This window comes from Embleya sp. NPDC055664 (assembly GCF_053618075.1).
Window position 1 is genome coordinate 17,831 of the sequence record NZ_JBSHGZ010000061.1, and the last position, 20,380, is coordinate 38,210.

Genomic DNA, 20,380 nt, shown 5'->3' on the forward strand with positions numbered 1-20,380 from the left:
ACAACGATTGTCATTCTAGTTGAGAATCATTGTCATGAAGATATGCCGCTCCGCCCCGGTCGCCCTGCTCGCGACCGCCGCCGCATCCGCGCTGCTGCTCTCCGGATGCGCCGGCACCGACGACGCGAAGGCGGACACCGGGGCGGGTGCGAAGGTGCGGGTGATCGCCGCGTTCTACCCGATGAAATTCGTCGCACAGCAGGTCGGCGGCCCGCATGTGAACGTGACCAACCTGACCAAGGCCGGGGCCGAGCCGCACGACCTGGAGCTGACCCCCAAGCAGGTCGGCGCCGTCTCGCAGGCCGATCTGGTGGTCTATCTCAAGGGCCTGCAGCCCGCCGTGGACAAGGCGATCTCGCAGAACAAGCCGAAGCACATCGCCGAGGCGAGCCGGTTCGCACCGCTGGAGGAGCACGGCACCGAGGTACAGGGCGCCGAGGACGAGCACGCGGGCCACGACCACGCCGACGCCGAACACGGCGACCCGCACGTGTGGCTCGACCCGATCCGGCTGTCCGCGATCGCGACCGGTGTGGGCGAATCGCTCGCCGGCGCCGACCCGGCCAACGCGGCCGACTACCGCGAACGCGCCGCGGCGCTGGTGACCCGGCTGAAGACCCTCGACGCCGAGTTCACCGCCGGCCTGACCACCTGCGCCCGCAGGGACGTGGTGACCAGCCACGCCGCGTTCGGCTACGTCGCGGAGCGTTACCACCTGAACCAGATCGGGGTGAACGGCGTCAACCCGGAGTCGGAGCCCTCCCCCGCCCGGCGGGCCGACATCCAGCGTCTGGCCCGGGACCGGGGGGTGACCACGATCTTCTTCGAGACCCTGGCCGAACCCAAGACCGCCAAGACGCTCGCCGAGGACCTGCATGTGCAGACCGCGGTCCTGGACCCGCTCGAGGGCATAAAAGACGAGGCGCACGACGATTACTTCTCGGTGATGCGCGCCAACCTGGACGCGCTGCGGAAGGGGCTGGGCTGCTCATGACGGATTCTCCGACCCCGATCGCCCGGTTGACCGGCGGCACCGCGTCCCTCGGCGGCCGACCGGTGCTGCGCGGAGTGGACCTGACCGTGCGCCCCGGCGAGGTGGTCGCGCTGCTCGGCGCCAACGGCTCGGGCAAGTCCACGCTGGTGCGCACCCTGGTCGGCCTGGTCCCGCTCACCGGCGGCACGATCGAGCTGTTCGGCACCCCGTTCGCGCGTTTTCGCGACTGGTCCCGGATCGGCTATGTACCGCAGCGCACCACGGCCGCGGCGGGTGTGCCCGCGAGCGTGCGCGAGGTGGTCACCTCGGGTCTGCTCGACGGCCGCCGGCTGTTCGGGCCGGGCCGCGAGGGGCGGGCCGCGGTGGACGCGGCGCTCGACGCGGTCGGCATGCGCGACCGCGCCCGCGACGGCATCGCCCACCTGTCCGGCGGCCAGCAGCAGCGGGTACTGATCGCCCGCGCCCTGGCCCGCCGCCCCGACCTGCTGATCATGGACGAGCCGATGGCCGGCGTGGACCTGCGCAGCCAGGAGGTGCTGGCGGGCACCCTGCGCGGACAGCAGGAGCAGGGCCGGGCGGTGCTGCTCGTCCTGCACGAACTCGGCCCGCTGGAGCCGCTGATCGACCGCGCCGTGGTGCTGCGCGAGGGCTGCGTGTGCCACGACGGACCGCCGCCGCGCGCGGTCGGCCAGCACGCGCTGCCCGGCCACGACCACGTACATCCGCACGACGATCACACCGCGCGCCACGCCGGGATGGGACTGCTCTCGTGACGATCCTGGACTTCCCCTTCATGCAGCGCGCGCTGCTCGCGGCCCTGCTCGTGGGCATGACCGCACCCGCCGTCGGCGTATACCTCGTGCAGCGCCGGCAGGCGTTCATGGGCGACGGCATCGGGCACGTCGCGCTCACCGGCGTGGGTCTCGGCTTTCTCCTCAGCACCTCCCCTGTGCTCACCGCGGTGCTCACCGCGTCGGTCGGTGCGGTGTTGATCGAACTGATCCGCGAACGCAGCCGGGTCAGCGGCGACGTCGCGCTCTCGGTGCTGTTCTACGGCGGCATCGCGGGCGGGGTGATGCTGATCAACCTGGCCCCCGAGGGCTCGAACGCCAATCTCCAGTCGTACCTGTTCGGCTCGCTGACCTCGGTCTCGCCCGAGGACATCCGGGTGATCACGATCCTGGCCGCGGCCGTGCTCGCGGTCACCCTCGGACTGCGTCGCGCGCTGTTCACCGTGTGCCAGGACGAGGACTTCGCCCGGGTCACCGGGCTGCCGGTGCGCGCGCTGAACCTGCTGCTCGCGGTCACCGCCGCGGTCACCGTCACGGTCGCGATGCGGGTGGTGGGCCTGCTCCTGGTCAGTGCACTGATGGTGGTCCCGGTCGCGGTCGCGCAGCAGGTCTCCCGCACGTTCTCGATGACCGCGGCGCTCGCGATCGTGGTCGGCGTGCTGGTCTCGGTCTCCGGCACCGCGCTGACGTACTACGTCGACGCGCCGCCCGGGGCCACCATCGTGTTGCTCGCGATCGGGCTGTTCGTTCTGGTGGGAGTGCTCGCGACGCCGTTGAATCGGCGCCGGGCCCGACGCGCGGAGGCGGCGGCGGGGGAGGTGGACGCGCCTCGGATCGACGACGTGCGTGTGGACGCGCAGGCCCCCGGCGCCGGCACAATGGCGGGGCAGGCACCCGGCGTCGTCGTCCGGCCCGCACCCATCGAGGAGGCACCCAGGTGACCACCGCCCACGGCACGAGCCCGGTTCGGGGTCGGTCCACCCGGCAGCGTGCCGCCGTCTCCGCGCTCCTCGACGAGATCGAGGACTTCCGCAGTGCGCAGGATCTGCACGACCTGCTCAAGCAGCGCGGCGAGGCGGTCGGTCTGACCACGGTGTACCGCACCCTCCAGGCTCTGGCGGACGCGGACGAGGTCGACGTCCTGCGCACCCAGGACGGCGAGTCGGTCTACCGTCGATGTAGCCGTGGGCACCACCATCACCTGGTCTGCCGCTCCTGCGGCCGCACCGTCGAGGTCGAGGGCCCGGCGGTCGAGCGCTGGGCGAACCGGATCGCCGCCGAACACGGTTTCGGCGACGTCTCCCACGAACTGGAGATCTTCGGCACGTGCGCCCAGTGCGCCGGCACGCCGGGCTGACCCCGCCCGCGTCGGCGTCGCCTACCAGCTGCCGCCCCCGGTCGCGCCGGTCGTGGTGCCGCCCCACGTCCCGCCCTCCGAGCACGTGCCCGTGGGCCGCACCGTGGCCGAGCCGACCGCATTCGGCTTCAGCACGTTGAGCTGCCCGGCCGCGATCGAGCCGCCGGACAGGAACTCCGAGTAGGCGAACGTCTTGGTGATCGACTTCTTGCCCGCGGGCACGTCGATCTCCTCCTGCTTCATGCCGCCGGAGGATCCGCCGTAGGAGATGGTGATCCGGCCGCCCCGGTGTCCGTCGGCGAAGGTGATCGTGCCGATGTACGTCTCCATGAACGCGGTCCGGCACCGGACGCCGGCCAGCGTGCCGGGCGTGACGGTCAGGAACACGCCCTTGACCCGGAGGTCCCCGTCGCCGGCCTTGCCGTCCGCGTCGGCGGTCCCGACCGGCTCGCTCGTCTGTCCCTTCCGGTCGGCGTCCGCTCCCCGGTCCTCCTTCTGGCACGCGGTGGCACCCGATACGAGTGCACCCACAACGGCCGCCGCGACGACGGCACGACGAATTCCCCATCCCATGACGATTCCCCCCGATGGTTCGGCAGATCGTCCTCCCCAGGCGATCCGTCCGTGAACTCACGCTAGGGGAACGGATCTTGCCGCACCGCCGCGCTCGCAGGACACGAACGCGGCGGTGACCGGACGGTGACATCGTCACAACGCGGCCAATCGGCACCATGTGCCTATTCGTACGGCTCCTTCGGCGTCGGCACCCGATCGACCTTGGTCGCGGTCAGGGCCGGCATCGCGTCGTCGGCCTGGACCTGGCCGTTGGGCAGCCAGCGGCCGGTGACGGTCACCCACGAGTCGGTCGGCGGGGCCGCGACGCCGTGCACCTCGATCTTGCGTGCGAACGCGTCCGCCGCACAGCAGCTGATCACCATCCGGGTCACGTACCAGGTGCCCGCGCTCTTGCCGGGTGTGACGAAGCCGGTGAGCTGGACGTCGCGGTCCTTCAGCGGCGCGGCGGTGTCCCACACCGAGCGGATCAGGAAGTCGGCCAGGGTCATCGGCAGCGGGTCCCCCGGCGGCAGCGCGGGAAAGCCGGCGTCGTTGTTCGCGGCGGCCGGCTTCGCCACCACGTTGTCCGAGCGCGAGGCGGTGTACGACCCGAGCGCCGGCGGTGCGATCAGGAACAGCGCGAGCACCGGCAGACACAGCAGCCAGGCCGCGCGCGGGCCCGCCGAGTGGTCGTGCCCGTGTCCGGCGTCGTCGACCGCCGGGGGTTCCCCGTCCGCCGCGTGTGCGTGCCCGGCGTCCGCCGCCGGCTCCACCGCCCGCCGCTGGATCCCGTCCCGGACCGCCGAGACCAGGCCGACCAGGAGCAGGATCGCGCCCGCCGCGATCAGCGCGGGCCGCAGGCCGTCCTTGACGTAGCGCAGGTACATGTCGGTCAACGAGATCCGCAGCAACGCACCGCCGATCAGGATCAACAACACCGCCTGGACGTCCCGCCTCACAACAACCACCATCCGACGACGTAGCTCGCGACGATCGCCACCACGAACGTCGCCGAGGAGAACCGGGCCGCGAAACCGCGCCCGAAGGTGCCCGATTGGAGCGCGATCAACTTCACGTCCACCATCGGGCCGACCACCATGAAGGCCAGCTTCGCGGTCGGCGAGAAGCCGAGCAGGCTCGCCGCCACGAACGCGTCCGCCTCCGAGCACACCGCGAGCACCACGGCCAGGAAGGCCAGCGCGAGCACCGCGAACCAGGGCGAGCCGGAGACCGCGTCGATCACGTGCTTGGGCACCGTGACGTTGAGCGTCGCGGCGGTGATCGCGCCGATCACCAGGAAGCCGCCCGCGTGCAGGAAGTCGTGCTGGAGCGCGAGCCGGAAGTTTTCCCACTTGCCGTTGCCGCCGTGATCGTGCGGACGGCGCATGGGCTTGATCCACTCGGGCCGGCCGAACCGGGCCCACAACCAGCCCATCAACACCGCCGTGCCGAGCGAGGCGACGAAGCGGGCGAGCACCATCTCGGGCTGCTTGGGGAAGGCGACCGCGGTCGCGGTCAGCACGATCGGGTTGATCGCGGGCGAGGACAGCAGGAACGCCAGCGCCGCGGCGGGCGCGACTCCGCGCGCCATGAGTCCGCCGGCCACCGGCACCGACGCGCACTCGCAGCCCGGCAGGATCGCCCCGGCGGCGCCCGCGACCGGCACTGCGAGGGATTGCCGTTTGGGCAGCACCTTGGTGAACACCGAGGGCGGTACGAACGCGGTGATCGCGGCGGACAGCAGGGTGCCCAGGACCAGGAACGGCAGCGCCTGGACGGAGATCGCCACGAACACGGTGGCCCAGGTCTGCACCGCGGGCGTGCCGAGCCGGTCCACGATCCACGGCTGCGCGAACAGCAGCACGAGCAGGGCGAGTACGAAGAATTCGAGTTGGCCCGGCCGCCACCGCTCGGCGGGTGGGCGACCGTGTGCCGCGGACCCGGCGGTCGCGGCCGGCGACTCGGCGCCGCGGGGTGGCGGGGGCGCCACCCGAGCGGCGGCAGCGGGGCGCGGCGGCGCGCTCTTTTCGAACATGATGGTCATGTTCGCATCGATCGCGGCGCCGCCGCTCGCTCCACACCCCGCTTTGCGAAGCTTTCACGCTTCGGGAGCCGCGACTTCGGGAGCCGGCCCACCGAGAGCCGACATTTCGGGCCCCCGGGCCTTGGCAGCCTCAGGAGCCCGACGGCACCGGTTCCGGCTCGGCGACCGCGTTCGGCAGCGCGCCGCCGTAGCGGCGGTCGCGCGACGCGTACGTCTCGCAGGCCTGCCACATGTGCCGCCGGTCGAAGTCCGGCCACAACACGTCGAGGAAGACCATCTCGGCGTAGGCGGACTGCCACAGCAGGAAGTTCGAGGTGCGCTGCTCACCGGAGGAGCGGATGAACAGATCGACATCCGGCATGTCCGGCTCGTCGAGATACTTGGCGAACGTCTTCTCGTCGACCTTCTTCGGGTCGAGCCGGCCCGCCTTGACGTCCTCGGCGATCAGCGCGGCGGCGTCCGCGATCTCGGCCCGGCCGCCGTAGTTGATGCACATCGCCAGGGTCAGGCGGGTGTTGTCCTTGGTGCGCTCCTCGGCGATCTCCAACTCCTTGATCACGCTCGCCCACAACCGGGGCCGCCGGCCGCACCAGCGGATCCGCACGCCGAGTTCGTCCATCTCGTCGATCCGGCGGTGGATCGTGTCGATGTTGAAGCCCATCAGGAAGCGCACCTCCTCGGGCGAGCGCTTCCAGTTCTCGGTGGAGAACGCGTACGCGGAGACGTACTTGACGCCGATCTGGGCGGCGCCCTCGACCACGTCGAACAACGACGCCTCGCCCGCGGTGTGCCCGTCGGTGCGGGCCAGGCCGCGCTCCTTGGCCCAGCGGCCGTTGCCGTCCATCACCAGCGCGACGTGTTTCGGCACCAGATCGGCCGGGATGTCCGGCGGCAGCGCGCCCTCGGCGTGCGGCTTGGGGTCGCGGTAGTGCCGCTGCTCGCGAGCGGCCCGGGCGGGCGCCGACTCGGCCCGCCGACGGCGGGGGAACAGGCCGAAGCGGCCACGCGACTGACTCACGATCTCTCCACCAATCTCAACGAGCGGATACCCCGCTCCAGGTGCCATTGCAGATATGCGGCCACCAGGCCGCTGCCCTCGCGCCGGTGCCGCGGCTCGCTCGCGTCGGCTCGGCCCCAGTCGCCGGTCAACAGCGCACCGAGCAGGGAAAGGGTCTCGGGTGAGGGTACGACGGATCCGGCCGGCCGGCAGTCGCCGCACACCGTCCCGCCGCCCTGGACGGTGAAGAACCGGTTCGGTCCGTCCAGGCCGCAGCGGGCGCAGTCGGCGAAACTCGGCGCGTAGCCGGCCACCGCGAGCGAGCGCAGCAAAAACGCGTCGAGGACCAGACCGGGCTCGTGGGCGCCCGAGGCCAGCGTGCGCAGCGCGCCGATCAGCAGCAGGTATTGCTGCAGCGCGGGCTGGCCGCGCTCGTGGTCGGTCAGTCGCTCGGCGGTCTCCAGGATCGCCGTGCCCGAGGTGTACGCGGCGTAGTCGAGCGCGAGCCGACCGCCGTACGCGCCCAGGGTCTCGGCCTGCGTGATGATCGGCAGGCCGCGCCCGGGGAAGTCGCTGCCCCGGGTGAAGAACTGCACGTCGACGTGCGCGAACGGCTCCACCCGGGCGCCGAACTTGGACTTGGTCTTGCGCACCCCGCGCGCCACGGCGCGCACTATCCCGTGGTCGCGGGTCAACAGGGTGATGATGCGGTCGGCCTCACCCAACTTCTGGGCTCGCAACACGACACCCTCGTCACGGAGGAGGCTCATGCTCCCATTGTGCCGCGCGCGGCCGACGTGCCGCGTCGGCCGGTCCCCTCGTGCCCGCGGGTCACGGGCCCGCGAGCACGTGGTCGACGCGGGCCCGGCCGAGCCCGAGCTGGTCGCCGGCGTGGTACAGGATCACCCGATGCGCCGGGTCGTACGCCCCGCAGGCCAGCGCCACCCGGGCCGCGACGCCGACCAGGTGCTCGCGCCCGGCGACGGCGAGGTGCGGGGCGATCTCGGCGAGCGCCCACGCGGTGTCCTGGGCCAGGTGCGCACCGACGTCGACGGCGAGCGCGCACGCGTCGTAACTCGGCATGCCCGCGGCCCGGACCGCCTCGACCGCCGCCGCGCGGACCGCGTCCCCCTCCTGCGGCTCGTCGTCGACGGCGGCCACCACGGCCACCACCAGCGTGCGCACCGCCTCGCGCAGGAGCAGGGTCAGCGCCCGGGCGGTCGGCGTCTCGAGGACCGCGACGTCGTGCCGGGTACAGCACACCGCGCACTCGACGCCGGAACCGGCCCGCCCGAGCGGGATCAGCGCGACGCCGAACAACACGAGCCGACGCCGACCGCCGCCCTTGCGAAAGCGCCGATCGCCTCCGCACGCCGGACAGTGGAACTCGCCGTCACCGATCGCCGATCGGATGGTCCGGATGCCCACGACGAAGAACATGGTGCCGCCCCCTGCGTCCCGCGCGGCGGAGAGCCTTCTGTCCGCCTGCTTCGATGCTGCCACGAATTTCACGAAGCGTCATCGAAAGCGGACAGATGGTTACTTTTTCCCGGCCTGGAACGGGGCCGACCTGCATCGAAGCCGGTGGGGGCGGCAGGTTCCGGCAGGCGCGGACAGGACGGCCGGGCGTCAGTAGGGCCGGTCGCCCAGGATCGCCGCGCGCTCCATCACCCGCACGTGCGGGTGGTAGTCGTTGACCGCGTAGTGCTGGGTGGCCCGGTTGTCCCAGAAGGCGACCGTGTCCGGCGCCCAGCGCAGCCGGACCTGGTACTCGGGCGTCATCGCCTGCCGGAACAGCACCCCGAGCAGCTCCTCGCTCTCCGCCTCGGGCAGTCCGACGATGTGGTCGGTGAAGATCCCGTTGACGAACAGGGTGCGCCGACCGGTCACCGGGTGGGTGCGCACCACGGGGTGCTCCACCGGCGGGAACTCGCGGCGCCTGGCCGCCAGTTGCTCGGGGTCGAGACCGTGCCCGAAGGCCAGGGTGAAGTCGTGCACGGCGGTCGAACCGGCCACGCGCTCCTTCAGGTCGGCCGGCAGTGCGTCGTAGGCGGCGCCCATGTCCGCCCAGACCGTGTCACCGCCCCGCTCGGGCACCTCGATCGCGCGCAACACCGAGCCGAGCGCCGGCCGTTCGCGCCAGGTGACGTCGGTGTGCCAGATGTTCTCCACGCCCACCGAGGCGGCGTCCTTGGCGAATCGCACCACCTCGGGCACGTCCCCCTGACCGAGGAAGGGGTGCACCTCCAACTCGCCCCAGAGGCGGGCGAAGGCGCAGTGTTGCGCCGGGGTGATCGGCTGGTCCCGAAAGAACAGCACCTTCCATTCGAGGAGGGCGCGGTCGAGTTCGGCGAACAGTTCGGGGCCCACCGGTTCGGCGAGCGAGACGCCGCGGATCTCGGCGCCGATCAGGTCGCCGTACGGGACGAGTTCGAACCGGGTGTACGGCTCGGGGTCGACGCCCTCGGGCAACCGGCGCAGCGGTCGCGGCCCCGGCATCAGACCGCGGTCGGCGATCCGACTACGCCCGGGGGCGGCGGGCGTACCGGATGCGCCGGGTGTACCGGGGGCGGTGGATGACGTCATGGCAGAGCCCTCCCTGGAGTAGAGGGCCGCACATTAACCCAGTCGAGTTAAATGGGGAATGGCGTCGGACCGGTCGGGAGCAGCGAAACGGCGGTCCCCGGTCGCCCGGGAACCGCCGTCGTCTCGCCTCACCGCGTCGAGGTCACCCGCGGGCGGCCCGGTTCACCGCGCTCACCACTGCCTCCAGCGACGCGCGCACGATGTTCTCGTTGACGCCGATGCCCCACAGCACCCGGCCGTCGACCGCGCACTCGACGTAGGCCGCGGCCCGCGCGTCCTCGCCGCCGCTCATCGCGTGCTCGCTGTAGTCCAGCACCCGGGTGTCGAAGCCCAGCCCGCCCAGGGCCCGGACGAAGGCGTCGATCGGACCGTTGCCGATCGCCTCCAGCGTCTGTACCTCGCCGTCCACGCTCAGCTCGACGGTCAGCACGTCCTTGCCGTCCGCGCCGGAAACCGTCCGGTGGCCGAGCAGCGCCAGCCGACCCCACGGGGCGTCGGGGGTGGGCAGGTACTCGTCCTGGAACACCGCCCAGATCTGAGCCGGCGTCACCTCGCCGCCCTCGGCATCGGTCTTGGTCTGGATGATCCGGGAGAACTCGATCTGCGCGCGCCGCGGCAGGTCCATCCGGTGGTCGGCCTTGAGCACATACGCGACGCCGCCCTTACCGGACTGGCTGTTCACCCGGATCACGGCCTCGTAGGTGCGGCCGACGTCCTTGGGGTCGATGGGCAGGTACGGCACCGCCCACTCGATCTCCTCGACCGACCTGCCCGCCGCGGCCGCGTCCCGCTCCAGGATCTCCAGGCCCTTCTTGATCGCGTCCTGGTGCGAGCCGGAGAACGCGGTGTAGACCAGGTCACCGGCGTACGGGTGGCGCGGGTGCACCGGCAGCTGCGTGCAGTATTCGACCGTGCGCCGGATCTCGTCGATCTCGGAGAAGTCGATCATCGGGTCCACGCCCTGGCTGAACAGGTTCATCCCCAGCGTGACCAGGTCCACGTTGCCGGTGCGCTCGCCGTGCCCGAACAGGCAGCCCTCGACCCGGTCGGCGCCGGCCATCACGGCCAGCTCGGTCGCGGCCACCGCGGCGCCGCGGTCGTTGTGCGGGTGCACCGACAGGGCGATGAACTCGCGGCGGGTCAGGTTGCGGCTCATCCACTCGATCTGGTCCGCGTACACGTTCGGCGTCGAACGCTCGATCGTCGCGGGCAGGTTCAGCGTGATCTCGCGACCGGTCTCCGGCTGCCATACATCCATCACCGACTCGCAGACCTCCAGCGCGAAGTCCAGCTCGGTGTCGATGAAGATCTCGGGCGAGTACTCGTAGCCGAACGCGGTCTCCTCGCCCAGGTGCTTCTCGGCGTAGCGCATCACGTGCTCGGTGCCGGTCACCGCGATCGCCTTGCACTGGTCGCGGTCGACGTTGAAGACCACCCGGCGGAAGGTCGGCGCGGTCGCGTTGTAGAGGTGGACCGTGGCCTTGGGCGCGCCGACCAGCGACTCCACGGTGCGCTCGATCAGTTCCTCACGGGCCTGGGTCAGTACCGAGATGGTGACGTCGTCCGGTACCGCGCCCTCCTCGATGATCGAGCGGATGAAGTCGAAGTCGGTCTGCGAGGCGGCCGGGAAGCCGACCTCGATCTCCTTGTAGCCCATCCGCACCAGCAGGTCGAACATGGTGCGCTTGCGCGCCGGGCTCATCGGGTCGATCAGCGCCTGGTTGCCGTCGCGCAGGTCGGTGGACAGCCAGCGCGGAGCGACGGTGATCGTCTTCGACGGCCAGGTGCGGTCCGGCAGGTCGACGCCCCGGAACGGCTGGTACTTGTGGATCGGCATCCCGGACGGCTGCTGGGTCACGGACGCGGCGGTGATCGGGGTGGAGCGATTCACGGAAGGCATGCGGGCGGGTCTCCTGAACGCGAGGAAGGACTGCGGCGAGAGCAGATGGGCCGGCGACGGGAGGAACGACATCCCGGAGGCTCCGACGTGCGGACATGCCTCTATCCCCGCGACGGGGGAGCCGGTCTGACCTCTGTCAGAGGGATGAGCCCCCGGCGCGGCGGCTAAGGAGAAGCAGCCACTGACGCATGATGTCGGCAACCATACCCGACGGGTCGAATAGGTCGAGACGGCGTCCGTCATACGAACACATGTGATCTTTTCGGCCGGCCCCCTCCCCCCGACGGGCGCGATGCTCCTACGCTCACTCCCCATGAGCGATTACAACCAGGGTCCCTACGGACCGCAGCCGGGCCAGGGCGGCCCCGGCGGATACCCCCAGCAGGGCGGTCCGGGCTACGGACAGCAACCCCAGCAGGGTGGGTACGGACAGCAGCCGCCTCCGCCGCAGTACGGACAGCAGCCCCCGCAGTACGGCCAGCAGCCGCCCGCATACGGCCAACCGCCGACCCCGTACGGTCAGCAGCCCGGTGGATACCCGCCGCCCGCGCCGGGCGGAGGCGGCATGGGCGGCGGACTTCCGTCGTTCGGGCCGGGTGCGATCGCGGGGGCGATCGGCGCGGTGATCGTGGTGATCGGCTCGTGCCTGGCCTGGATCGGCGCCGACGGCAAGAGCGACGCGATCAAGGGCCTGGACGGTGACGGCAAGTGGACGCTGGCCGCCGGGATCGTGGCCGTACTGCTGTTCGTCGCCGGCATCGCCACGCGTAAGGCCGTGGCCGCGGCCGGAGCCGGTATCCCGGCCCTGGTCGCCCTCGGCTTCGCCGTCTGGAACGTCGCGGACAAGTACCGGCTACCCATGCAGAAGGACGACGTCCCGAGCGACAAGAAGGACCGCTACAAGCAGTTGCTCGAACACTCGGGCATCACCCTCAAGGTCGAGGCGGGCCTGTGGATGGTGCTCGCCGGTGCGGTGATCGCGATCGCCGCCGCCGCCTTCGTCCTGATCACCTCGAAGCGGAACCAGTCCGGCCCCTACGGCCGCTGACCCGCCCCTTCGGGTCGGGTCTCGGGGGCGGGCTCGGGGTCAGAAGCCGAGCTTGCGGAGCTGCTTGGGGTCGCGCTGCCAGTCCTTGGCCACCTTCACGTGAAGGTCCAGGTAGACGGGCGTCCCAAGCAGCGCCTCGATCTGCTTGCGGGCACGCGTGCCCACGTCCTTGAGCCGCCCGCCCTTGTGCCCGATGACGATCGCCTTCTGGCTGGGGCGCTCGACGTAGAGGTTCGCGTGCACGTCGAGCAGCGGCTTGTCGGCGGGGCGGTCCTCGCGCGGGATCATCTCCTCGATGACCACCGCGAGCGAGTGCGGCAGCTCGTCGCGCACACCTTCGAGCGCGGCCTCGCGGATCAGCTCCGCGGCCATCACCATCTCGGGCTCGTCGGTCAGCTCGCCGTCCGGGTACAGCGGCGGGCCGGCCGGAAGCAGCGGCATCAGCAGGTCGGCGACCAGGGTCACCTGGCTGTCGCCGACCGCGGAGACCGGGATGATCTCGGCCCATTCGATGCCGACGTCCTCGCCCATCTTCTGCACCGCGAGCAACTGCTGGACCAGCGTCTGCGGGTCCACGAGGTCGGTCTTGGTGACGATCGCGACCTTGGGCGTGCGCTTGGCCTCGGCCAGCTCGGCCGCGATGAACCGGTCGCCGGGACCGACCTTCTGGTCGGCCGGGATGCAGAAGCCGATCACGTCGACCTCCGCCCAGGTGGCCCGGACCAGGTCGTTGAGCCGCTGTCCCAGCAGGGTGCGCGGCTTGTGCAGGCCGGGGGTGTCGACCAGGACGAGCTGGCCGTCGGGGCGGTGCACGATGCCGCGCACCGTGTGCCGGGTGGTCTGGGGGCGGCCCGACGTGATCGCCACCTTCGTGCCCACCAGCGCGTTCGTCAGGGTGGACTTGCCGGCGTTGGGGCGGCCCACGAAGCACGCGAAGCCCGAGCGGTGGACGGGTGCGGAGGGGTTGGGGCGATCACTCATGGGTGACATTGTCGCTCAAGCCGCGAGCGTTCCTCGCCGCGCGGGTCGGTCGTGGTCGCGCCGGCCTGGGGAGGCGGGCCCGGGGGCGGCCTCAGACCGTCACGATGGTGCGTACGACCGCGTCCGGACCGGCGGACAGGATCGGCGTGCCGGCGCCGCCGAGGTCGCGCACCGCGTCCCGATCGGCCTCGGTCACGGTGTCGTCGGCCCCGACGATCGCCGCCGCCTCCAGGCCGCGCGCGCCGCCTGCGACGGCCATCGCGACCGCCGTGCGCAGCGCGGACAACTCCAGCGAGGGCAGCGCGACCGTGGACGCGGTGTAGGTGCGCCCGGTCTCGTCCCGTACCGCGGCCCCCTCGCTCGCCCCGTTGCGCGCCCGGGTGGCCCGGGCCAGCGTGACGATCTTGGCGTCCTCGGGGTCGACGACGAACTCGGGCGTCTCGGCGCTCACGGGGGCTCTCCTGTTCGGCGCGGTACGAATGCCGACACAGTAACTTGCCGCCGCCGACGCGCGATGTACCGGTCCGAACCGGCCCAGGAGGCCGACCGGGTCGACATCACCGCCCCCGCCGGGCCCGGCGTCACCGGTTCCGCTCGGCCGCGGAACCCCCCTCGGCGGGCGCCGCCGGGCGCTCCTCGCCCCGCTCGGTCCGGCGCACCACGATCGTGCCGACCCGATTGCGCCGCCCCGACGGGCTCTCCGCGACCAGCCGCAGCCCTTCGACCACCGCCGTCGCGCCCGGGATCGGCACCCGGCCCAGCGCCTTGGCCAGCAGGCCGCCCACGGTCTCCACGTCCTCGTCGTCGAGTTCGAGCCCGAACAGCTCGCCCAACTCGTCCACGGGCAGCCGGGCGGTGACCCGGAACGCGCCGTCGGGCAGCGGCTCGACCGGCGCGGTCTCGGTGTCGTACTCGTCGGTGATCTCGCCGACGATCTCCTCCAGGATGTCCTCGATGGTGACCAGGCCGGCGGTGCCGCCGTACTCGTCGACCACCACGACCATGTGCGTGCGCTCGAACTGCATCTCGCGCAGCAGGTCGTCGGCCGGCTTGCTGTCCGGCACGAAGGTCGCGGAGCGCATGATCGAGTCGACGCTCTCCTTGGCCCAGCCCGCATCGCCCATCGTGCTGCGCCGGGCCAGGTCCTTGAGGAAGACGATGCCGACCACGTCGTCCTCGTTCTCGCCGATCACCGGGATCCGCGAGTAGCCGCTGCGCAGCGCCAGCGACATCGCCTGCCGCAGCGTCTTGTGCCGCTCGATGAAGACCATGTCCGGGCGCGGCACCATCACCTCGCGCACGATCGTGTCGCCCAGTTGCAGCACCGAGTGCAACATCTCGCGCTCGTCGTCCTCGATCAGCGAGTCCTTCTCGGCGAGGTCCACGAACGCGCGCAGCTCCGCCTCGGAGGCGAACGGCCCCTCGCGGAAACCCTTGCCGGGGGTGAGCGCGTTGCCGAGCAGGATCAGCAGCTTCGGCAGCGGCCCGAGCACACGCGCGAGCCCGAACAGCACGGGCGCGCCGATCGTGGCCACCGTGACGGGGTGTTGCCGACCGACGGTGCGCGGGGAGACCCCGACGGCGACGTAGGACACCACGACCATGATGCCGATGGTGACCAGTACGGCCTGCCAGGTCTCGTCGAAGTCGTCCACGCACACCACGGTGACCAGTACGGCCGCCGACAACTCGCACGCGACCCGCACGAGCAGGGCCAGGTTGAGATATCGGGCGGGGTCCTGAACCACCGTCAGCAGTCGCTTGGCGCCCCGGCGTTCGGCGCGGACCAGTTCCTCGGCGCGGACGCGCGAGATGCGCGAGAGGGCCGCCTCCAGGCACGCGAAGAGACCGGCCACCACGACCAGGACGATCGCGCCCACCACGAGGCGCACCACGCTGTCAGCGGGCACTGCCGCCCCCGACGCGCGCGCGGCCGGGGGCGGGGATATCCCGTGGCCGGCTCATCCGCGGTCGTCCGCGGCGCGGCGGGCCTCCCGCCAGGATTCGAGCAGTTCCTTCTGCAGCGCGAACATCTCGCGCTCCTCGTCGGGCTCCGCGTGGTCGTAGCCGAGCAGGTGCAGCACGCCGTGCACGGTGAGCAGATGCAGCTCGTCGTCCATGGTGTGGCCGGCCGCCGCACCCTGGCGCTCGGCGACGGTCGGGCACAGCACGACATCGCCGAGCAGCCCCTGCGGGGGATCCTCGTCGGCTTTGCCCGGACGCAGTTCGTCCATCGGGAAGGACATCACGTCGGTCGGACCGGGCAGGTCCATCCATTGGATGTGCAGTTGCTCCATCGCGGGTTCGTCCACGATGACCACGGACAGTTCCGCCAGTGGATGGATGCGCATACGGTCCAGGGTCCATCGGGCGACGTCCACGATCGCGTGTTCGTCCACCCCCGTGCCGGACTCGTTGGCGATGTCGATGGACATGGCCCTCAGTTCACTTCCCGTTCCACTGTCTGCATGTTCACTGTGTGCTTGCCGCGGCCGTTCTTGTCGATCGGCCGCCGGCCGCGCGACCTGGGCACGTCACCGTTTCCGGAGCCGTTGCCGTTCGGCCGCGCGTCCGCCTCGACTTGGATGTCGTAGCGCGCGTACGCGTCCACGATCCGGCCGACGAGCTTGTGTCGGACCACATCATCGCTGGTGAGCGTGCAGAACGCGATATCGTCCACGCCGCGCAGGATCTCCTGCACCACGCGCAGCCCCGACTGGGTGCCGCCGGGCAGGTCGACCTGGGTGGTGTCCCCGGTGACCACCATGCGCGAACCGAACCCGAGGCGGGTCAGGAACATCTTCATCTGCTCGGCCGAGGTGTTCTGCGCCTCGTCGAGAATGATGAACGCGTCATTGAGTGTGCGGCCGCGCATATATGCGAGCGGAGCGACCTCGATGGTGCCCGCGGCCATCAGGCGCGGGATGGAGTCGGGGTCGATCATGTCGTGCAGCGCGTCGTAGAGCGGGCGCAGATACGGGTCGATCTTCTCGTAGAGGGTGCCGGGCAGGAAGCCGAGGCGTTCGCCCGCCTCGACCGCGGGCCGGGTCAGGATGATCCGGGTGACCTGCTTGGACTGCAGGGCCTGGACGGCCTTCGCCATCGCGAGGTAGGTCTTGCCGGTGCCCGCCGGGCCGAGCCCGAACACGATGGTGTGCTCGTCGATCGCGTCCACGTAGCTCTTTTGGTTGAGCGTCTTGGGACGGATCGTGCGGCCGCGGTTGGACAGGATGTTGAGGGTCATCACCTCGGCGGGACCGTGTCCGTCGTTCGAGCGGACCATCGCCACCGAGCGCTCCACGGCCTCCTCGTTGAGCGGCTGACCGGTGCGGACGATGACCAGGAGTTCGTCGAAGAGCCGGCGGACGAGGGCGACCTCGGCCTCGTTGCCGGAGACGGTGACCTCGTTGCCGCGGACGTGGATGTCGACCTCGGGGAAGCCCTGCTCGACCACTCGCAGGAACGAGTCGCCGGAACCGAGGAGCGCCACCATCGGATGCTTGGCGGGGATCGTGATCTTCGCCTGGGCCTGCGCGGTCGGAGTTGCCCGGGAGTCGGCCCGCGGGGTGTTCTCGGAGCTCGCGCCTCGCGCGTTCGTCGTGGGAGCCATGGGCGGCCTTGGCGGCCTGATCACGCCTCATTTCCGTGCTCGGGAAGCGGTTCGATGCTGCTCAATGGTAACTCTCCGGCCCCCGCGAACTTCGGGATTATTCCGGCGCCGGCCGGCGGCGCGGGATCGTGATCCGGTCCAGGTCGTGGGCGGCGACGGTGTCCGGGAACACCTCGCGGGCCTGGTCCAGGAGCGGGCCCACGTCGGGGTAGCGCTGCGAGAAGTGGGTGAGCACCAGTCGCCGCGCGCCCGCCTCGGCCGCGATGGCCGCCGCCTCGCGGGCGGTGAGGTGGCCGACCTCGTGCGCGAGGTCGGCGTCGGCGTCGGCGAAGGTGGACTCGCACACGAGCAGGTCGACGTCGCGGGCCAGCTCGACCGCGGCCGCGCAGCGCCGGGTGTCCATCACGAAGGCGAACTTCTGCCCGGGTCGGGGCACGCTCACCTGCTCCAGGGTCACCGCGCCGATCCGGCCCTCACGCTGGAGCCGGCCCACGTCGGGACCGGTCACGCCGTGTGCGGCGAGTCGCTCGGGCAGTATCCGGCGGCCGTCCGGCTCGACGACGCGGTAGCCGTAGGACTCGATCGGGTGGGACAGGCGGCGGGCCTCCAGCGTGAAGGGCCCGGCGGGGGTGTGTACGTGCTCGCCCGCGAGCGGGTGCTCGACCAGCACGGCGGCCTCGTGGAACGCGGTGGCGTGGTGCAGTCGGTCGAACCAGTGTTGCCCGCTCGCCGGGAAGTGGGCGGTCACCGGGTGCGGGACCCGGTCGAGCGAGAGTCGCTGGAGCACGCCGGGCAGGCCGAGGCAGTGGTCACCGTGGAAGTGCGTGACGCAGATCCGGGTGATGTCGTGCGCGGCCACGCCGGCGTGCAACATCTGGCGTTGGGTGCCCTCGCCCGGGTCGAACAGCAGCCCCTCGCCGTCCCAGCGCAGCAGGTAGCCGTTGTGGTTGCGCTGCCGCGTCGGGGCCTGGCTCGCGGTGCCGAGGACGACGAACTCCCTGGTGCTCACGTACGCCTAACCGGGAGGCCAGCTCAGCCCGCGACCGCCGAGGAGGTGCGCGTGTACGTGGAAGACGGTCTGGCCGGCGCCGGCGCCGGTGTTGAAGACGATCCGGTAGCCCGAGTCGGTGATGTCCTCGGCGGCCGCGATCACCGCGGCCTCGGCCAGCAGCGCGCCGGCCAGCTCGGGGGCCTCGGCGCCCAGTTCGCCGGCGTTGGCGTAGTGCGCGCGTGGGATGACGAGGATGTGCGTGGGCGCCTGCGGGTTGATGTCGCGGAAGGCCACCACGTCCTTGGTCTCGTGGACGATCGTGGCCGGGACGTCGCCGGCGAGGATCTTGCAGAACAGGCAGTCGGCCTGGGGTTCCCCCGCAGCCATGGGTGCCTCCATCGGGTCCGGGTCGATCACGAGCGGTCGCCGTCGATCGTAGTGGGCCGAACCCCTCGCTCGCGCGGGTCGGCGGGGCGGCTCAGCTCCAGCGGCCGGAGCGGGCCAGCAGGACCGAGGCGGCCGAGACGCCTGCCGTGGAGGTGCGCAGTACGGTCGGGCCGAGTCGGTAGGCGGTCGCGCCGACGGCGGTGAACGCGGCCAGTTCGTCCGGGGTGATCCCGCCCTCGGGGCCGACCACCAGGACCAGGTCGCCCTCGCTCGGGACGCCGGCGGTCGCGATCGGCTCGGTGGCCGCCTCGTGCAGGACGCCCGCGAACGAGGCGGCCTCGAGGAGCGCGGTCACCTGCCGGGTGCTCATCGGCTCGGTGACCTCGGGCAGGTGCAGCCGACGGGCCTGTTTGCCCGCCTCGCGCGCGGTGGCGCGCCACTTGGCCAGCGCCTTGGCCCCGCGCTCGCCCTTCCACTGGGTGATGCAGCGGGCGGCGGTCCAGGGCACGATCACGTCGACGCCGACCTCGGTGGTCGTCTCCACCGCGAGTTCGCCGCGATCGCCCTTGGGCAGCGCCTGGACCACCACGATCCGGGGCGCGGGGGCGGGTTCCTCGGTGCGCGAGTCGACGTCGATGTAAAGCGTGTCCTTGCCCTCGGTGCGGTTGACCGTGCCGTACACGGCCAGTCCGGCGCCGTCGGCGAGGACGATCGGCTCACCGGCCGCGAGCCGGCGCACCGTGACGGCGTGTCGGCCCTCGGCGCCGTCCAGGACGACCTGCCGGCCGTGCCGGATCGTGTCGCCGGGGGCGAGGAAGACGGGGGCGCTCAAGCGGATGCCTTTCGGGCTGCGGCCATCTCGTCGACGAGCCGGTGGATCACCTCGGCGGCCGGCTCCTCGCGGGCGAGGCGCCGGCCCTGACCGGCCCACAGGGCCAGGCCGTCGGCCTCGCCGCGCGCGGCGGCGGCCTTGCGGATCGGCGCGACCAGGTGGTGGACGTACGGGTAGACCCCGGGGGCCTCGGCCTCGTGCCGGGCGACGAAGCCGTTGTGCAGCCCCCGCGCCCAGCGGCCGGAGAAGGCGCGAGTGAGCACGCTGCGCTCGAAGGCGGGGTCGCCGAGCGCGGCCTTGTGCGCGGTCGAGGCGACGCTTTCCGGGCAGCGCAGGAAGGCGGTGCCCAGTTGGGCGGCGCTCGCCCCGGCGAGCCGGACCGCCTCGACCTGTCGGCCGGTCATCAGGCCGCCGGCGGCGATCAGCGGGAGGTCGGTCTCGGCGGCGATCAGGGTGAGCAGCGTGAGCAGGCCGTACGGGGCGGGGGCGGCGGGGTTGTCGAAGCTGCCCTGGTGGCCGCCGGCCTCGCCGCCCTGGACACACAGCGCGTCGACGCCGTGCGCGACGGCGAGCCGGGCCTCCTCGGGGGTGGTGACGGTGGCGACGGTGAGCGTCCCGGCCGCCCGGAGCGCGGCCACCGCCTCGATGTCGGGCAGGCCGAAGGTGAAGCTCACCACGGGGACGGGGCGGGCCAGGAGGAGGTCGAGCTTGGCGTCCCAGTCGTCGCGCTCGACGCCCGGCGCGGGGGTGCCGACGTTGCCGCCGTAGCGCGCGGCGGCCCGGGCCAGCGAGCGGGCGTAGCGCGCGGTGAGCTCGTCCTCGGCGCGGGTGGGCGGCGGCTGCGGCATGAACGCGTTGACCCCGAACGGCACGTCACCGACCAGCGAACGCAACTCCTCGATCTCGGCACCCAAGGCCGCGGCCGACCGATACCCGGCCGCCAAAAACCCGAGCCCCCCGACACGGGTGACCGCCGCCGCCAACGCGGGCCCACTCGCCCCGGCCATCGGCGCCTGCACGATCGGCAGTTCGGTCAGCCGGGTCGGATCGACGTTCGTCGCCATCATGCTCCCCGTTCCCTCGATCGACGGCACACCCACAACCCACCCAAGCCTAGGCGCCCCCGGAGCCCCCCGAATCGAGTCCCACCTACGGACCCACCAACACGCCGCCGGGCGGCTCGATCGCGGCCGATAAACGAACGCGGGGACCGGGAGCGGTCACGTCACGCCTTTGGTTGCGGATGGCCGGTGCGAGGCCGGTCCGAGTCGGCGGCGGCCCACCACCGACTCGGACCGTCCTCGCAC

The 20,380-nt window shown here is 71.7% G+C and carries 22 protein-coding genes; 5 read left to right on the plus strand and 17 right to left on the minus strand.

All coding sequences use genetic code 11. From position 1 onward, the window contains the following. The first annotated feature begins 34 nt into the window (after positions 1-34). From ACWGR4_RS46425 to ACWGR4_RS46440, 4 genes are read left to right on the plus strand one after another with little or no spacing between them, the layout of a single operon-like run. Positions 35-994 carry a metal ABC transporter substrate-binding protein gene (locus ACWGR4_RS46425; protein ID WP_452131441.1) on the plus strand — a complete coding sequence of 320 codons (960 nt, stop codon included), beginning with the start codon at positions 35-37 and terminating at the stop codon, positions 992-994. Beyond that, on the plus strand, positions 991-1,767 hold the full coding sequence (locus ACWGR4_RS46430) for a metal ABC transporter ATP-binding protein (protein ID WP_452131440.1): 777 nt from the start codon (positions 991-993) through the stop codon (positions 1,765-1,767). The genes ACWGR4_RS46425 and ACWGR4_RS46430 overlap by 4 nt, the downstream gene beginning before the upstream one ends. Further along, complete coding sequence (locus tag ACWGR4_RS46435; RefSeq protein ID WP_380003030.1) at positions 1,764-2,726, plus strand: metal ABC transporter permease; 963 nt, start codon at positions 1,764-1,766, stop codon at positions 2,724-2,726. Before ACWGR4_RS46430 ends, ACWGR4_RS46435 begins: the two co-directional genes overlap by 4 nt. Then, the gene (locus ACWGR4_RS46440; protein WP_078977389.1) at positions 2,723-3,142 is read left to right on the plus strand and encodes a Fur family transcriptional regulator; all 420 of its coding nucleotides are present in this window, start codon (positions 2,723-2,725) and stop codon (positions 3,140-3,142) included. The genes ACWGR4_RS46435 and ACWGR4_RS46440 overlap by 4 nt, the downstream gene beginning before the upstream one ends. A 21-nt stretch (positions 3,143-3,163) precedes the next feature. Here ACWGR4_RS46440 and ACWGR4_RS46445 read toward each other — a convergent pair whose 3' ends face one another. The 8 genes from ACWGR4_RS46445 to leuA all read right to left on the minus strand — a co-directional run bounded on the left by ACWGR4_RS46445 (position 3,164) and on the right by leuA (position 11,224). Then, positions 3,164-3,673, minus strand: coding sequence for a hypothetical protein (locus tag ACWGR4_RS46445; RefSeq protein WP_452131439.1), 510 nt, complete (start codon positions 3,671-3,673; stop codon positions 3,164-3,166). 206 nt (positions 3,674-3,879) lie between these two features. Continuing rightward, positions 3,880-4,656, minus strand: a complete 777-nt coding sequence (locus ACWGR4_RS46450; RefSeq protein ID WP_380003028.1) for a TIGR03943 family putative permease subunit — start codon at positions 4,654-4,656, stop codon at positions 3,880-3,882. Next, a complete protein-coding gene (locus ACWGR4_RS46455; protein ID WP_380003027.1) occupies positions 4,653-5,741 on the minus strand; it encodes a permease in 1,089 nt (362 codons plus the stop codon). Before ACWGR4_RS46455 ends, ACWGR4_RS46450 begins: the two co-directional genes overlap by 4 nt. A 130-nt stretch (positions 5,742-5,871) precedes the next feature. After that, positions 5,872-6,759: an isoprenyl transferase gene (locus ACWGR4_RS46460; RefSeq protein WP_439674923.1), complete on the minus strand. Its 888-nt coding sequence runs from the start codon at positions 6,757-6,759 to the stop codon at positions 5,872-5,874. After that, positions 6,756-7,508: a DNA repair protein RecO gene (gene recO, locus ACWGR4_RS46465; protein ID WP_380003026.1), complete on the minus strand. Its 753-nt coding sequence runs from the start codon at positions 7,506-7,508 to the stop codon at positions 6,756-6,758. Before recO ends, ACWGR4_RS46460 begins: the two co-directional genes overlap by 4 nt. Before the next feature lie 61 nt (positions 7,509-7,569). Beyond that, on the minus strand, positions 7,570-8,241 hold the full coding sequence (locus ACWGR4_RS46470; protein ID WP_380003025.1) for a TerB family tellurite resistance protein: 672 nt from the start codon (positions 8,239-8,241) through the stop codon (positions 7,570-7,572). Positions 8,242-8,367: 126 nt separating this feature from the next. Further along, positions 8,368-9,237 carry a TauD/TfdA dioxygenase family protein gene (locus ACWGR4_RS46475; protein ID WP_452131450.1) on the minus strand — a complete coding sequence of 290 codons (870 nt, stop codon included), beginning with the start codon at positions 9,235-9,237 and terminating at the stop codon, positions 8,368-8,370. Positions 9,238-9,466: 229 nt separating this feature from the next. Next, positions 9,467-11,224: a 2-isopropylmalate synthase gene (gene leuA, locus ACWGR4_RS46480; RefSeq protein ID WP_380003024.1), complete on the minus strand. Its 1,758-nt coding sequence runs from the start codon at positions 11,222-11,224 to the stop codon at positions 9,467-9,469. Between the two features lie 313 nt (positions 11,225-11,537). Here leuA and ACWGR4_RS46485 point away from each other — a divergent pair, with 313 nt between their 5' ends. Beyond that, the gene (locus ACWGR4_RS46485; protein WP_452131438.1) at positions 11,538-12,272 is read left to right on the plus strand and encodes a hypothetical protein; all 735 of its coding nucleotides are present in this window, start codon (positions 11,538-11,540) and stop codon (positions 12,270-12,272) included. A 39-nt stretch (positions 12,273-12,311) separates the two neighbouring features. Here the strand turns inward: ACWGR4_RS46485 and era are convergent, their stop codons facing one another. The 9 genes from era to ACWGR4_RS46530 form a co-directional block, all read right to left on the minus strand. After that, the gene (gene era / locus ACWGR4_RS46490) at positions 12,312-13,262 is read right to left on the minus strand and encodes a GTPase Era (RefSeq protein ID WP_126638490.1); all 951 of its coding nucleotides are present in this window, start codon (positions 13,260-13,262) and stop codon (positions 12,312-12,314) included. 82 nt (positions 13,263-13,344) lie between these two features. Beyond that, on the minus strand, positions 13,345-13,704 hold the full coding sequence (locus ACWGR4_RS46495) for a cytidine deaminase (protein WP_078977382.1): 360 nt from the start codon (positions 13,702-13,704) through the stop codon (positions 13,345-13,347). Positions 13,705-13,834: 130 nt separating this feature from the next. Next, positions 13,835-15,163 carry a hemolysin family protein gene (locus tag ACWGR4_RS46500; RefSeq protein ID WP_452131437.1) on the minus strand — a complete coding sequence of 443 codons (1,329 nt, stop codon included), beginning with the start codon at positions 15,161-15,163 and terminating at the stop codon, positions 13,835-13,837. 51 nt (positions 15,164-15,214) lie between these two features. Further along, on the minus strand, positions 15,215-15,688 hold the full coding sequence (gene ybeY / locus ACWGR4_RS46505; protein ID WP_078977380.1) for an rRNA maturation RNase YbeY: 474 nt from the start codon (positions 15,686-15,688) through the stop codon (positions 15,215-15,217). Positions 15,689-15,693: 5 nt separating this feature from the next. After that, entirely contained in the window at positions 15,694-16,746 is a 1,053-nt protein-coding gene (locus tag ACWGR4_RS46510; protein ID WP_380003159.1) for a PhoH family protein, read from the minus strand. A 214-nt stretch (positions 16,747-16,960) separates the two neighbouring features. Then, a complete protein-coding gene (locus ACWGR4_RS46515; protein WP_452131436.1) occupies positions 16,961-17,872 on the minus strand; it encodes a ribonuclease Z in 912 nt (303 codons plus the stop codon). A gap of 6 nt (positions 17,873-17,878) precedes the next feature. Continuing rightward, positions 17,879-18,241: a histidine triad nucleotide-binding protein gene (locus ACWGR4_RS46520; RefSeq protein ID WP_380003020.1), complete on the minus strand. Its 363-nt coding sequence runs from the start codon at positions 18,239-18,241 to the stop codon at positions 17,879-17,881. A 91-nt stretch (positions 18,242-18,332) separates the two neighbouring features. Beyond that, positions 18,333-19,073, minus strand: coding sequence for a 16S rRNA (uracil(1498)-N(3))-methyltransferase (locus tag ACWGR4_RS46525; protein ID WP_452131435.1), 741 nt, complete (start codon positions 19,071-19,073; stop codon positions 18,333-18,335). Beyond that, positions 19,070-20,140: an NAD(P)H-dependent flavin oxidoreductase gene (locus ACWGR4_RS46530; protein WP_452131434.1), complete on the minus strand. Its 1,071-nt coding sequence runs from the start codon at positions 20,138-20,140 to the stop codon at positions 19,070-19,072. The genes ACWGR4_RS46525 and ACWGR4_RS46530 overlap by 4 nt, the downstream gene beginning before the upstream one ends. Between the last annotated feature and the right edge of the window lie 240 nt (positions 20,141-20,380).

Bases quoted from the DNA above. Each gene is read 5' to 3' on its own strand.
- ACWGR4_RS46455 (WP_380003027.1), bottom strand. From the start codon at position 5,741: ATGACCATCATGTTCGAAAAGAGCGCGCCGCCGCGCCCCGCTGCCGCC.
- ybeY (WP_078977380.1), bottom strand. From the start codon at position 15,688: ATGTCCATCGACATCGCCAACGAGTCCGGCACGGGGGTGGACGAACAC.
- recO (WP_380003026.1), bottom strand. From the start codon at position 7,508: ATGAGCCTCCTCCGTGACGAGGGTGTCGTGTTGCGAGCCCAGAAGTTG.
- ACWGR4_RS46530 (WP_452131434.1), bottom strand. From the start codon at position 20,140: ATGATGGCGACGAACGTCGATCCGACCCGGCTGACCGAACTGCCGATC.
- ACWGR4_RS46425 (WP_452131441.1), top strand. From the start codon at position 35: ATGAAGATATGCCGCTCCGCCCCGGTCGCCCTGCTCGCGACCGCCGCC.
- ACWGR4_RS46430 (WP_452131440.1), top strand. From the start codon at position 991: ATGACGGATTCTCCGACCCCGATCGCCCGGTTGACCGGCGGCACCGCG.
- ACWGR4_RS46510 (WP_380003159.1), bottom strand. From the start codon at position 16,746: ATGGTGGCGCTCCTCGGTTCCGGCGACTCGTTCCTGCGAGTGGTCGAG.
- ACWGR4_RS46485 (WP_452131438.1), top strand. From the start codon at position 11,538: ATGAGCGATTACAACCAGGGTCCCTACGGACCGCAGCCGGGCCAGGGC.
- ACWGR4_RS46520 (WP_380003020.1), bottom strand. From the start codon at position 18,241: ATGGCTGCGGGGGAACCCCAGGCCGACTGCCTGTTCTGCAAGATCCTC.
- leuA (WP_380003024.1), bottom strand. From the start codon at position 11,224: ATGCCTTCCGTGAATCGCTCCACCCCGATCACCGCCGCGTCCGTGACC.
- era (WP_126638490.1), bottom strand. From the start codon at position 13,262: ATGTCACCCATGAGTGATCGCCCCAACCCCTCCGCACCCGTCCACCGC.
- ACWGR4_RS46475 (WP_452131450.1), bottom strand. From the start codon at position 9,237: ATGCCGGGGCCGCGACCGCTGCGCCGGTTGCCCGAGGGCGTCGACCCC.